At 64.6% G+C, this 12,156-nt stretch carries 10 protein-coding genes; 4 read left to right on the top strand and 6 right to left on the bottom strand.

The genetic code is table 11. The features are described from left to right. Positions 1–89: 89 nt before the first annotated feature. On the bottom strand, positions 90–896 hold the full coding sequence (locus tag BN69_RS19715; RefSeq protein WP_014890730.1) for an ImuA family protein: 807 nt from the start codon (positions 894–896) through the stop codon (positions 90–92). Between the two features lie 120 nt (positions 897–1,016). Here BN69_RS19715 and BN69_RS06285 point away from each other — a divergent pair, with 120 nt between their 5' ends. After that, complete coding sequence (locus tag BN69_RS06285; RefSeq protein ID WP_244435051.1) at positions 1,017–2,168, top strand: lysozyme inhibitor LprI family protein; 1,152 nt, start codon at positions 1,017–1,019, stop codon at positions 2,166–2,168. A 270-nt stretch (positions 2,169–2,438) separates the two neighbouring features. Here BN69_RS06285 and BN69_RS06280 read toward each other — a convergent pair whose 3' ends face one another. The 3 genes from BN69_RS06280 to BN69_RS06270 are packed head-to-tail and all read right to left on the bottom strand — an operon-like array spanning position 2,439 to position 5,580. Continuing rightward, positions 2,439–4,259 carry a c-type cytochrome gene (locus BN69_RS06280; protein ID WP_041926831.1) on the bottom strand — a complete coding sequence of 607 codons (1,821 nt, stop codon included), beginning with the start codon at positions 4,257–4,259 and terminating at the stop codon, positions 2,439–2,441. Then, a complete protein-coding gene (locus BN69_RS06275) occupies positions 4,247–5,392 on the bottom strand; it encodes a catalase family protein (protein ID WP_148277049.1) in 1,146 nt (381 codons plus the stop codon). The genes BN69_RS06280 and BN69_RS06275 overlap by 13 nt, the downstream gene beginning before the upstream one ends. Further along, on the bottom strand, positions 5,389–5,580 hold the full coding sequence (locus BN69_RS06270) for a hypothetical protein (RefSeq protein ID WP_014890726.1): 192 nt from the start codon (positions 5,578–5,580) through the stop codon (positions 5,389–5,391). The genes BN69_RS06275 and BN69_RS06270 overlap by 4 nt, the downstream gene beginning before the upstream one ends. Before the next feature lie 476 nt (positions 5,581–6,056). On the opposite strand from BN69_RS06270, the gene BN69_RS06265 reads away from it, so the two are divergent. Together BN69_RS06265 and BN69_RS06260 are read left to right on the top strand one after the other, a co-directional pair. Continuing rightward, positions 6,057–8,957, top strand: a complete 2,901-nt coding sequence (locus BN69_RS06265) for a cation-translocating P-type ATPase (RefSeq protein WP_041926830.1) — start codon at positions 6,057–6,059, stop codon at positions 8,955–8,957. Beyond that, positions 8,947–10,128, top strand: coding sequence for a methionine adenosyltransferase (locus tag BN69_RS06260; protein WP_041927184.1), 1,182 nt, complete (start codon positions 8,947–8,949; stop codon positions 10,126–10,128). Before BN69_RS06265 ends, BN69_RS06260 begins: the two co-directional genes overlap by 11 nt. A gap of 2 nt (positions 10,129–10,130) precedes the next feature. Here BN69_RS06260 and BN69_RS06255 read toward each other — a convergent pair whose 3' ends face one another. After that, positions 10,131–10,574, bottom strand: a complete 444-nt coding sequence (locus tag BN69_RS06255) for a hypothetical protein (protein ID WP_014890722.1) — start codon at positions 10,572–10,574, stop codon at positions 10,131–10,133. Then, a complete protein-coding gene (locus BN69_RS06250; protein WP_014890721.1) occupies positions 10,575–10,919 on the bottom strand; it encodes a DUF5132 domain-containing protein in 345 nt (114 codons plus the stop codon). Positions 10,920–11,139: 220 nt separating this feature from the next. Here BN69_RS06250 and BN69_RS06245 point away from each other — a divergent pair, with 220 nt between their 5' ends. Continuing rightward, a complete protein-coding gene (locus tag BN69_RS06245) occupies positions 11,140–12,153 on the top strand; it encodes a magnesium transporter (protein ID WP_244435050.1) in 1,014 nt (337 codons plus the stop codon). Positions 12,154–12,156: the final 3 nt, after the last annotated feature.

The raw sequence follows: 12,156 nt of genomic DNA, 5'->3' as shown, positions 1-12,156 counted from the left end.
CCGGCGTCAAGCCGAGCGCGATCGCCTTTCGATCGAGCGCGTCGATGCGCAGCGCGCTGCGTTCTTTCTTGACGAGAATGAGCGGCGTGTCATCCGAACTTGCGTCCGACTGGTTGCGGCGCGACTGCGTCAGGCGCTCCGCCGACAGGAAGGGAAGCCACAGGGCCAGATAGCGACGATGCGTCGAATGTTCTGTCCTCGAAGGCGCCACGGTCACGGTTCCACTCCACACGCCACTCTTGCGACTCTTGCCCCGCCGCGCCGCCGCGCTGGCGCAGCAGAAAAACCGTAAAGGCCGCAGAACCCGGCGCGTTTCCCCCGAGCGGGCGGGAAGGCGCGGCGCGCACCAGCCAGCGGCTCGCGGCGGCGCTCGGCGCAGGGGAGGCGGCGACGCGCGCGATGAAGATCGGCGCGCCGGCGGCGGCGGCGGCCAGAGCGAGGCGCCGGCTCGCGGTGAGGTCATAGGCGCGCGCTTCGCCGAAGAGTTCGATCAGTGTTGCGCCCACAGAGGCGCAGCGTGCGGCTTCGGCGCCCGCCTGCAACGCTTCCCTCGCGTCGCGCACGCGAATGAAGGCGACGGCGGCGGGGTCGAGGCCGATGTCGGCGAGGCCCGGCGGATAGGGCGCGCCGGATTCGGCGCTCAGCGCCTCGGGGCGCGCCCAGAGCAGCGGCTTCCCCTCTCCCGCCATGGAGCGCCTGGCGAGCGCCAAAGCGAAGCCCGTCGCCGCCGGGGCGTCGGCGGCGGTCCCGGCATAGGCCTCGTGCAGCGCCGCGCGGAGAATCCCGCCGCCGAGCCGCCGATCGAGGCTTTCCGCCCCGAGCGCGATGGTCTCGGAAGTTGCGGCCGGATGGGCGCAAGCCAGGCTTTTCCGCAGCGACGCCAGCGGATGGGTCATCTCATGTGTTCCTGTTATGTTCTTATAATGACTCGCCATGCGGGAGAGTCAAGGCGGGACGAGAGACAGGGCGCGACGGCCAGCATATATCTCTTGGTCAGAATACCCCCATCGATCAACGTGCGCGCACAAGCTGCAGCAGATCTGGTCGCGGCGCATGCCGGTGCAGCCCTATGCAGCGAGGATCGCAGCAGCCTTGCGCGACGCCACGCGTTTCAAAAGGAAAATATCTTGGATCGTAATAAGCGAATCTATTTGTCAGCGGGGATAGGCGCATGCATCTCGGCTATTTCTTTATTTTGTTCGGCGGCGCCCGCCCGAGCAATTGATTGCGCGCTCGCGCAAACCCGAGCCGATAAAGCGATTTGCGCCGATGCAGAAGCTCGCGCGGCCGATGATTTGTTGGGCCTCGCATACAATCGCTTGCGGGAAGAGTTTACAGCTAAGGAGCGGTCGGCATTAAAGGAATCTCAAACTGAATGGATCCAGTGGCGTAACAACTCATGCGAAGATCAACGAGAGACCGCGCCATTTATTAAGTGTTTGATTGAAGCCACCAGGCAAAGGGAGACCTATTTGGCCGGGCGTGCAACCTCAGGGAGCGGCGGCCACTTGGTTGTGGGAAGGCCCTTTTTCATGCGCGTTCCTGCCGCGAAGGGCCAAGCCAGACTGACGATTACAGCCTTTCATTTTCGTCCCGGCGCGGCGTGGATGGCGGACGCAAACAGGTTTATCGATGAACACATACAATCAGCGATCGACGACTCAAAACTGGAGAATAACAAAGCCTCTACATTGGAGGGGCACGAGTTTTTTGTGGACCTGTCGGTGCAGTTAAATTATCTCTCTGCGAATATTGCGTCTATTGGGGTCGTATATGAAAACGTTGTCGGTCAAGCCCATCCGTTCCGCTATTCAGTAAACAAGGCATTTGATGTTAATTCAGGGCGTGTTTTAAATTTTGATGATTTATTTGATGAGGCCGGCGCAAAGCAGATATTGCAGCTCTGCGCGCCACAAGTAAAAGAGCAAAAAGATGAACGTGACTCCATGGGAGAAAAATTATTATTAAAAAAGAATTTAAGCGACGACGAACGAGGAGAGGTTTCAAACAGAACCCGCGAACTGGCAAACTGGAGTTTTACCATTTCGTCTGCAATGGTTGATTATGGAGATTATGCCTTCGGCGGGTTTGGGCAGTGCATGTGTCAGTGTGAGTTACCATATTCAATTTTAAACAGAATTATAAAAAAGGAATATATCCTGCAGTAGAACGTTTCCGATCGAAAATTATTAAAGCGTATCCTTTCGGAGTTGCGCAGCGCTTGAGCGCTACAGGCTGAGTTAGGCGCAAGCTGTCACTCACCGCGTCATGGCCGCGTTTGTCGCGGCCATCCACGCGACGACGCGCTGCAAATGTGAGAACATCAGCCGGACATGCCATCTCGGCGCGAAACATTTCGCGATGTCTCGGCGTGGATGCCCGGCACAAGGCCGGGCATGACGGCTGCAGGACGGTCGGCGCTCGCCTGGCTTCGAATGTCACTTCGTCTTCAGATATTCGACGAGCGCCATGGCGCCGGCGACGTCGTCCGACCAATCGAGCTTCAGCGTCTTGCCGTCCTCGACGACGTCCTTGTCGTGCCCCTTGTTGGAGAGCGCCGGAAAGGACGTGGCGTCGAAACGATAGCCCTCGCGCGAGAGCGTCTGCGCGGGCTCCCAGGCAAAGCCGACGAGCTTCTTGTCGTAGTCTAGTCGGCTCTTGACGAAGACGGCCGGGCGCTCGCGCGGGACGAGGAGATGATAGAGCGTCGGCACCGAGCCATTGTGCAGATAGGGCGCCTGCGCCCACACGCCCCCAAGCGGCAGCGCGTTATAGCCCTCATGCGCCTTCGGATCGGCCATGGCGACGTCGGCGCGGTTCTCCAGCGAGACCCCTTCGAACTTCGCGCAGGGCGCGATCCGGTCGCCCGCGGGCGGCATCTCGACCACTCTCGCCGGCGGGCAGATCTTCGTGAAGCTGTCGCGGGCGTTTCTCGCGATCGTATCGCTGACGACGCGCGCGCGGCCGAGATCCGTGCCGAGGTCGTAGACCTTGCCGTTATGCGGCCGGTGACACGCCGCGCAATTTTCTTCAAAAAGCGCCGCGCCTTTTTTCGCGAGCGCGAGATCGACGGGGAAGGGATAGACGGGCGCGGGCAGGTCGCGCAGCAGATCCTCGCTGAAGGCGGCGATGCGGATGTCGGTGTCGGCTCCGAGCCCCAACGTCAGTTCGGCGGCGAGGTTGCGGAAGATCGGTATCGGAATATTGCCGTTCCATTGTCCGCCGCCGTCGACGAGCTGCGTGTGATCCGTGGACCAGCGCGCCAGCCGCTTCTCCTGCTCCCACACGGCCATGAAGTCGGTGATCCCCGGCGTCGGCGGCAGGCTTGTCTTCGGATCAGGAGTTTCGCCGCGCGCTTCGGCGGCGGCGTAGACCATCGACGTGCTGACTCCGGTCGCGTCGGCCATGCCGCCGAAGCCTTGCGTCATCTGCTCCTCGAAGCCCTTATAGTTCTTGTAGACGAGGTCGAGCAGCGAGACATATTCCAGTCCGGCGCGCGTCAGATATTTGCCGACGATCGCCGGGGCGTCCTGCATGAAGAGCTCGATCTGACGCGTCTCATAGGCGGCGTCGAAGCGGCGTCCAGCGAAGGAGTAGTTCTTGTAGAAGTAATTTCTGTCTTGGGCGTGCGCCTTGTCGAGCGCTGTGAGAACGGCTCGAGTGGCGCGTTCGATCTTCTCCTCTGGCGTCGTCGCGCCGGCGGTGATCTTCTCGATCGTGTTTCTGACTCTGACGCGATATTGCACGAGGTTGAACTGCGCGTTCACGCCGCCGTCGAGATAGCGAAAACTGCCGTCGTCGAGACGCACGCGGCCGATATGGCAGGCGCCGCAACTCAACGCCGCGTAGTCGAGCGCGCCGTTCGCGTCCTGGCGCGCCAATCCGGTCCAGCCGAAGCCGCGCGCGATCGGGTAGGTGGGATCGCGCTCATCGATGAAGAGGCCGGCGACGTCGAGAAAATTATTCCCGCTTCCCCATTCTTCCGGCGCGAGCTTCGGCAGCAGCTTCAGAAGGATGAAGGGCGCGCCATCCGTCAGGCCGAAGGGAAAATCCGCGAACCAACGATAGGCGACCGGCTTGCGGCTGATATAGGCGTCAAGCGCCTTCAACCGTCTTTCTTGCTCGGCGCGCCACTCGCCGCCGGAAGGCGTCGTTTGCGCGCAAGCCGGCGCGTGCAGGCAGGCGTGCGACGCCAGCGCCAAGCCTGCGACGAACGAAATGCGCGCGATCGCGCTTGTGAGACGCGTCACCACGGCCATTTTGGGAATCCCGTCGGCTCTTTGGGCTGGGACCGGAACGTCGAAGAGGCGATGTAAACGTCGCGACGCAGCCGATTGATGCCGCCGATCGGTCGATGCGCCGTGAGCCCGTGCCAGGGCGTGAACGCCATATGCTCGCATTCCGTCACCTGAAACGCATTGTCGAAATCTTGCTGACCGATCTCGATCGTCGCGACATTTTGCTGCGGCGCGGTCGTCTCCGACCATTCGGCGGTCGCGTCTTCGATCGGCAGCGACTCGTCATTGCGCAGCTGGACTTTGAAATCGAAGACGGCCGGCTTGCCATTGGCGGGGTCGAGGCTCTTCTTCATCGCCTCGCGCAGATAATTCGTGGTTGGATTTGCCGGCACGGGCGTTTTTTCCGCGCTTCTCGGCGTCACGCTGAATTTCGCGACCCTGTCGGAGCCATAAAGAAATGGCGCGGCGGAGAAATAGGGACTCTCGAGCGGATTGCCGACATTGGTTTGCTTGATCTTTGTGACGACGGCCGCGGTCTTCTGCTTCTCGGGCGTCATATTGGCGAAGAAAGGCCGAATATCATCATTGTTCGCCAGCTGGATTTTCGTGACTTCCAAATATTCCGAAACGTTGGGGAAAGCGAAAGCCGGAAGATTGATCAGCAGAAAATCCTGCGTCTTCGCGCCCGGTTCGTTCAGCAGCGTCTCTCCTTCGACGCCGATCAGCTTGATCGCCATGCCGCGACTGTCGGGACCGCCCTTGCCGAGATCGGGCGCGAGAAAGGGCGTGGCGTTGGAGAAGCGAATCCAGGCCGGATATTTTTTGCCGGGCGTGGCGAATACGCCAACCCGAAAATTTTCCGGAATGTCGGAATTGACGGTGAATGTCGCTTTGACGCAGCCGTGATCCTTCGGATGCACGCCTCGCCGCGCCATGCCTTCAGGATAGCGCATCTCCAGAAGCTGCGTGGTGAGCGCGATGATTTGCGCAATCTGCTCGGCTTCGCCCGGAGGCGCCTTTTCGAATTTGGTGAGCGGGGGCGGCGTCGCGACGGCGGCCGCCGCCTGTTCGGCGCGGGCGCCTTGGCGCGGATGTGTCGACACGGCCAAAAGCATGGCGGCGGCTGCGACAGACGCGCTCCGTCTCTTTGTCATGATTGTCCTCCCCTCGAGAAAGCGATTTTTGAATTGCGCATGAGAAAGAAGTCCGCCGCAATGGCGTTATACGCCCGCGTCACCTCGGCGGCTAGAATGGCGTTATCGACGGTGCGAAGAGAGTTGAGCGGCGCGGCGGCGGACGCAGTTGCGGCGAAGCTCGCCGCGCGCAGCTCTCTCAAGACCATCGCTCGCTCCCACCCGAATCGACGAAACTGAAAACATTAGCAGATTTGCAAATTGACAAAGGCGCGACTCAATCCTGCCGTCGTGGGGGAACGCCGAACCTTCGCTAAGGTTCCGCCGGCGGTCGAATTGGCGGCGCAGGGCGTGCGGTTGCGTCTATCCCTTGCGCGCAACTATAGTAGCGATCTCGAACATTGCGGAGTGCGCCCATTGCGCGTCGCCGTTTGCGGTCGGCCGCCGAAGACATGACTTCAGAACAGCGGGTTTGCGGAAGCGATTCGCAGGGCTGAGAAATGTCATCGAGCGGTCGTGAAAAGCGGGCTTCGATGCGCGCCAGACAATGTGCTCCATGATCCTGCCTGAAGCGGACTCAAAGAACGCGCCCGTAGATTCGCGTCGCTTCGGCGTTGAGTCCTGTGCGCAATTTGGCGCCGAGCTTATTCATGACGCGTGTTGCGGCCGCGCGCGGATCCGCCATATGGGTCTGCGCGGCCGCGCAGCGCTCGCGCGGGCCGTCGAGGAACGGCTTCGACGCCTGCCCGGCGTCCTTTTCGTTCGCTCCAGCGAGTTGACGGGTTCGACTCTCATCGAATTTCAGCAGCCTCTCACAAGCGCGCGGCTGATGCAGGCGCTCGAAGCGGCGGTCGCCGAAGAGCCGGCATGGGACGTCGGCGACGGCGCGTCGCTCGCGCCGGAAAGCGCCGCGCACGCCGAGGCGATCGATGCGCTCGCGACGCGGTTGGAGACCGACGTCCGTCGAGGCTTGACGACAGAGGACGCGTCGGAACGACTGCAAAGATGGGGACGCAACGAACTCCGCCGCGCCGAGCCGCGCTCGGCTGCGATCATTTTCGCCGAGCAATTGACCAGTCTGCCGATCGTTTTGCTCGGCGCATCGGCGGTGGTGTCGCTGGCCACCGGCGGCGTCGCCGACGCGGTGATGATCGCCGCGGTGGTGTTGATCAACGCCGGCATCGCCGCGGCCACCGAGCGTCAGGCGGACCGCACGATTTCGGGCCTTGCCTCGGACGAGCTATCGGACGCCGCCGTGATCCGCAATGGCGCACGATTGAGGGTCGACGCGCGCGATCTGGCGCCGGGCGACCTCCTGCTGATCGAGCGCGGCGCCTTCGTGCCGGCGGATGCGCGGCTGATCGCCAGCGACGATCTGACGGTGAATGAATCGCCGCTCACCGGCGAGGCGCAACCGGCCCCCAAAGACGCAAGGATCGTCTTATCGCCGGACACGGGAGTCCCGGATCGTCGCAATATGGTGTTTCGCGGCACGGCGGTGACCGGCGGATCCGGCGCAGCCATTATCACCGCCATCGGCGCGCAGACCGAGATCGGCCGCGTGCAGCAATTGCTCGGCGCGCTGCAGCGGCCCCAGACTCCCATCCAGCGCGAACTTGGCGACGTCGAGCGCGAACTTGTCATCGTCAATGGCGCCATTTGCGCGTGCGTCTTCGCTCTTGGTCTTCTGCGCGGCCATGGCCTTATCCCCACTTTGCGCAGCGCGATCTCGCTCGCGGTGGCGGCCATTCCCGAGGGGCTGCCCGCCGTCGCGACCACGACGCTCGCCTTGGGCGTGCAGGACATGCGCAGGCGCAAGGTGCTGGTGCGCAAGATCGACGCCGTCGAGACGCTTGGGGCGATCGAAACGATCGGACTCGATAAGACCGGCACGCTCACCGAAAACCGCATGGCGGCGGCGCGCGTTCACGTCGACAGTGGCGCGTTTGAGCTGCAGGACGGGCGATTATTGCGCGACGGCGTCGATGCCGACGCCGCGACGGTCGCTATTGCGCGTCGCCTCTTCGAAGCCGCGACGCTGTGCAGCGACGCCGCCGTCGCGCCCGCAGCGAAAGGTTGGGAGATCGACGGCACGCCGACCGAAACCGCGCTGATCGAGGCGGGCGTGGCGATGGGCGTCGATCCCATCGCGCTTCGGCGATCTGCCCCGGCGCTGACGAGCGTGGCGCGCGGCGAGGGCCGCAAGCGCATGAGCACGCTCCACGAAGCGGCCGGCGGCGGGCGCATGCTCTGCGTCAAAGGCGATCCGGTCGAGGTGCTGGCGCGTTGCGCGGCCCGCCGCACGGCCGACGGCGCCGCGCCGCTCGACGGCCCGGCGCGGACCGCCATTCTCAAGGCCAATGAACGCATGGCCGGCGATGCGCTGCGCGTTCTCGGCGTCGCGGTCGGCGAAGCCGGCGGCGATCCCCGTGACGAGCATGATCTCGTGTGGCTCGGTCTCGCCGGCATGGCGAATCCTATTCGCGCCAGCGTCGGCCCGGCGCTCGAGCAGCTGCATCGCGCGGGCGTGCGCACGGTCATGATCACCGGCGATCAAAGCGCGACCGCCTTCGCCATCGCGCGGCGCCTCGATCTCAATCACGGCGGCGAGCTGCGCGTGCTCGAAGCCGGGCAGATGGCGAAGATGCGGCCCGAGATGCTGGAGGCGCTGGCGAGGCAGCCGCATGTCTTCGCGCGCGTCAGCCCCGTCGACAAGCTCAACATCGTCAAGGCGCTGCAAGGCCACGGCCATATCGTCGCGATGACCGGCGACGGCGTCAACGACGGCCCCGCCCTGCGCGCCGCCGACGTCGGAATCGCCATGGGCGGAGAAGGCGGCGACGTCGCCCGTCAGGTCGCCGACATCGTGCTCGCGACCGACGACATGGATGGCGTCGTCGAGGCCATCAGACTCGGTCGCGCCACTTACGCGAATATCCGCAAGGTGCTGCGCTATCTCATATCGACCAACGCGTCCGAGACCATCGCCATGCTTGGCGCCGCGCTTGTCGGCGGCGAGCCGTTGACGCCGATGCAACTGCTCTGGCTCAATCTGGCGACCGACGCGCTGCCGGCGATCGCGCTGGGGCTTGAGCCGCCGGAGCTCGGCGTGCTCGACAGGCCGCCGCATGATCCGAAAGCGCCGATTCTCGCCGCCTCCGATTTCAGGCGCGTTCTGCGCGAGGGATCGGTGATGGGCGTCGCCGCGCTGATCGGCTATTTCAGCCTCGGCGGCGGCGCGGGCGGCGCGCGCGCCAGCACCGTCACCTTTCACGGCCTCACCTGCGGCCAGCTGCTCCACAGCCTGTCCTGTCGTTCCGAGTTGCGGGGGTTAAGCTCCGAGATCGGCAGGGCGCCCAATTCGACGCTTTATGGCGCCGTCGGCGCGACCCTGCTGCTGCAGGCGGGCGTGCAACTCTTTCCATTGGCCCGGCGAATTCTCGGCCTGTCGCCGCTGGGCGCCGGCGATCTGGTGCGGATCGGCGCCGTCGCGCTCGGCAGTTCGCTCGCCAACGACATCATCGGCAGAATCGCCGATCGTGAAGAGACGCCGCCGCGCGGCAATGGAGAAAGCCATGTCGCCTGACATGATCTTCACGTCGGAGTCGGTGACTCCGGGGCACCCCGACAAGCTCTGCGATCAGATCAGCGATGCGGCCATTGATGCGCTCCTGCGTGAAGACGATCGCGCGCGCGCGACTGTGGAATGCGCCCTGGCGACGGGCGTCGTCTTTCTCGCCGCGCGATACGCCGCCGACGCGCTCGTCGATTTGCCGGCGCTCGCGCGCACGGTCATGCAGGAGGCCGGCTACGCCGCCGGGAGCTTCGACGCGCGCAATTGCTCGATACTGACGAGCTTCATGGAATTGCCGCTCGAGGCGCGCGAGCCGCCTCTCCAAGAACTCGACGACGACGCGGCGATCGGCAGGCGCGTCGCGCATGAGCAGGCCAATGTTTTCGGCTACGCCTGTCGCGACACGCCCGAATTCATGCCGGCGCCGATCAGCCTCGCGCATAGGGTCGCCCGCGCCCTCGACGCCGCTCGGCGCGACGGATTTTCATCGCTCTCGCCCGACGCCAAGACGCAAGTCTCGATCGAATATCGCGAAGGTCGTCCCGCGCGCATCCACGGCGTGTCGCTGACCGTCGCCTTTGACGGCGCGGCGATGGATGACGACAAGTTCGACCGGCTGCGCGCGATCGCGCTCGACGCGCTTTCCGCGGGCGACATGAGGCCGGACGTGCGCACCACGGTTCACGTCAACGCCGGCGAACCCTTTGAAATCGGCGGACCGGCGCGCCACGCCGGTCTGACCGGACGCAAGAACGGCATCGACGCCTATGGCGAGATCGCGCGCCAGAGCGGCTCGGCGCTGTCAGGCAAGGACCCTTCGCGCATCGAACGCGCCGGCGCCTATGCGGCGCGGCACGCCGCCAAGAACATCGTCGCGGCGGGCCTCGCCGAGCGCTGCGAAGTCCATCTGGCTTACGCGGCGGGGCAGGCGGAGCCCATCAGTCTCTCGGTCGAGACCTTCAGCACCGGCTATCTCGCCGATGAGAAAATCGCCAGACGCCTCGCCGCGCTGCTGGAGTTCCGACCTGCCTCGATCGTCCGCCGCTTCGGCTTGCGCGCCGCGCCCCAGATGTGCGGCCCGGCCGGCTTCTATCTGCCGCTCGCGACCTACGGACATTTCGGCCGCGCCGATCTCGACCTCCCGTGGGAAGCGACCGACGTCGCTGAGGCGCTTAAGGGTTAGGCCTACTCGCCGCTATCGCCGTCGCCGTCCAGCGACCAAACGCCGCCGAGCCGTGTGGCGTACCAAAGCAGGGTGATCGCCGGCGGCAAAACGCTCTCCTTCGACATTTGCCACAGCGCCGCTGCAAAGAGCGCCAGCGCCGCGACGATTTTCGGGTCGATCGAGACCGCCGGCGCCTCGCGTGCGGCGTGAGGCGCTTCGCCGAAGACAAAGAGCCGCGCCTCCTGCGCCGCGACGCCGATGCGCGCCAAGGGTCCGCTGTGCTGAATGAGCACGCTGCCCGTCAGCGGCGCCACTTCGACGTTGCGAACGCCGGCGATCGCCGACAGTCCCTTGGAGACCGAAGCGAAATAAGCGGCGTCGCCGCGGCGGTCGGCGACGCGCAGCCGCGCGCGGCCGGGCATGGCGTGGGCCACCTGCGCCAGGGGCAGGATTGCATCGTTCATTTACGCGCTCTCGCTTGCGGCCCGCGGCGCGGGATTCTCTGCGCTTTCGGGCTTTGACGTCGCTTCCGGCTTCGTTTCGGTCTTCGCTTGGGCAGCCTTGGTCTGCGCGGCGGCCATCGCTGCAGCGAAAATATCGGCCACGGCCTCGGCCTTGGCTTCGGCGAAGAGATCTTCGGCGGCTTCGGCGAGTTCAGCGCCCTGCACGCGCGCTTCGTGGTAGGCCATCACCGCGGCCTTCATCGCCGCCTTGGCGATTGGGCGCATGCGCTGCGTTCCCTGACGGTTGAGAAGCAAAACCGCGGCGGCGCCGGTCAACGCGCCCAACGCAAATCCAAAGGGTTTCATCACATCGACTCCGGTCCGATTCGCTGAGGGCCGCCAGGGCCAAGCGACGACGGCCAGGAAATTCTATCAAGACATGCTATCGGCAACAATCGACGCGCTCGCGAAAAAAGCGCGCGAACGCGGTCACATAACTGTAACGTGGCGCGTTCCTATGAGCTGCGGCTGCCCGCGGCTCATTCGGCGCGGACGCCGCTCTTTTTCTCAGAACATCATGGAAGCCATGACCGCAACGCCCGGCATCTCGACGCTAGACCGCCTGCCTCCAGTGGCGACGAACGGCCAGACCGTGGGGCGCTATCTCGTGACGTCCGTGCCTGTGGCCCGCTCGCGGGAGAGCGCCGGCGAGGCGCGGGCGCGGTTGATCGGCCAGCGTTTCGACGACGCCTCGCATGTTTTTGTGCTGGCCCAAGACGGCCGCCTCATTGGCGTCGTCGCCATACGCGATCTGCTTGGGGCGCCGGAGACGACGCCGCTGCATGACATCGCCCGAACGGCCGAAGCCTACAGCGTCCCGCTCGGCGCGGATCGCGAAGCTGCGGCGAGCCTCGCCATTCACTCGGGACTGTCGATCTTGGCCGTCTGCGACGCCGAAGGAAGATTCCTCGGCGCCGTGCCGGCGCGCGCGCTCATGACGATTCTGCGCGACGAGCATCTTGAGGATCTGCATCACATGGTGGGCATCCTCGGCAAGTCGGAGGCCGCAAGAGACGCGTTGACCGCCGCGCCGCACCGTCGCGCGCTGTATCGATTGCCCTGGCTGCTTGTCGGCATGGCCGGCAGCGCGGCGGCGACAGCCATGATGTCGCGCTTCGAAACTGCGCTCAGCGCGCATATCGCTGTCGCCTTCTTTATCCCCGCGATCGTCTATCTCGCGGATTCGGTCGGCACGCAGTCGGAAGTCGTGGTCGTGCGCGGCCTGTCCCTGACCGATTCGGCCCTGCTGCCACTCTTCGCCGGGGAGCTCGGCACCGGGGCGTTGCTCGGCGCGATGCTCGGCTGTCTCGCTTTCCCCATCGTCTGGTTTTTCTTTTCGAGCGTCGGCCTCGCCGCGACCGTGGGAATTTCGCTTGCGGTCGCGAGCACCATCGCGACGGCGTTCGGATTTTTAATGCCTTGGCTGTTCGCAAGACTCGGCTATGACGCGGCGCTCGGCTCCGGCCCGGTCGCGACCGTGGTGCAGGACACTTTTTCGCTCATGACTTATTTCGTCGTCGCTTCTTGGCTGGTGTTCTGAGCA

Origin of the sequence: Methylocystis sp. SC2, assembly GCF_000304315.1 — a bacterium.
Classification (GTDB): Bacteria; Pseudomonadota; Alphaproteobacteria; order Rhizobiales; family Beijerinckiaceae; genus Methylocystis.
Note: the sequence above shows the minus strand (reverse complement) of the source record. Positions and strands in the feature narration are given on the sequence as shown.

Bases quoted from the DNA above. Each gene is read 5' to 3' on its own strand.
- BN69_RS19715 (WP_014890730.1), bottom strand. From the start codon at position 896: ATGACCCATCCGCTGGCGTCGCTGCGGAAAAGCCTGGCTTGCGCCCAT.
- BN69_RS06280 (WP_041926831.1), bottom strand. From the start codon at position 4,259: ATGGCCGTGGTGACGCGTCTCACAAGCGCGATCGCGCGCATTTCGTTC.
- BN69_RS06275 (WP_148277049.1), bottom strand. From the start codon at position 5,392: ATGACAAAGAGACGGAGCGCGTCTGTCGCAGCCGCCGCCATGCTTTTG.
- BN69_RS06270 (WP_014890726.1), bottom strand. From the start codon at position 5,580: ATGGTCTTGAGAGAGCTGCGCGCGGCGAGCTTCGCCGCAACTGCGTCC.
- BN69_RS06265 (WP_041926830.1), top strand. From the start codon at position 6,057: ATGGGTCTGCGCGGCCGCGCAGCGCTCGCGCGGGCCGTCGAGGAACGG.
- BN69_RS06260 (WP_041927184.1), top strand. From the start codon at position 8,947: ATGTCGCCTGACATGATCTTCACGTCGGAGTCGGTGACTCCGGGGCAC.
- BN69_RS06255 (WP_014890722.1), bottom strand. From the start codon at position 10,574: ATGAACGATGCAATCCTGCCCCTGGCGCAGGTGGCCCACGCCATGCCC.
- BN69_RS06250 (WP_014890721.1), bottom strand. From the start codon at position 10,919: ATGAAACCCTTTGGATTTGCGTTGGGCGCGTTGACCGGCGCCGCCGCG.
- BN69_RS06245 (WP_244435050.1), top strand. From the start codon at position 11,140: ATGACCGCAACGCCCGGCATCTCGACGCTAGACCGCCTGCCTCCAGTG.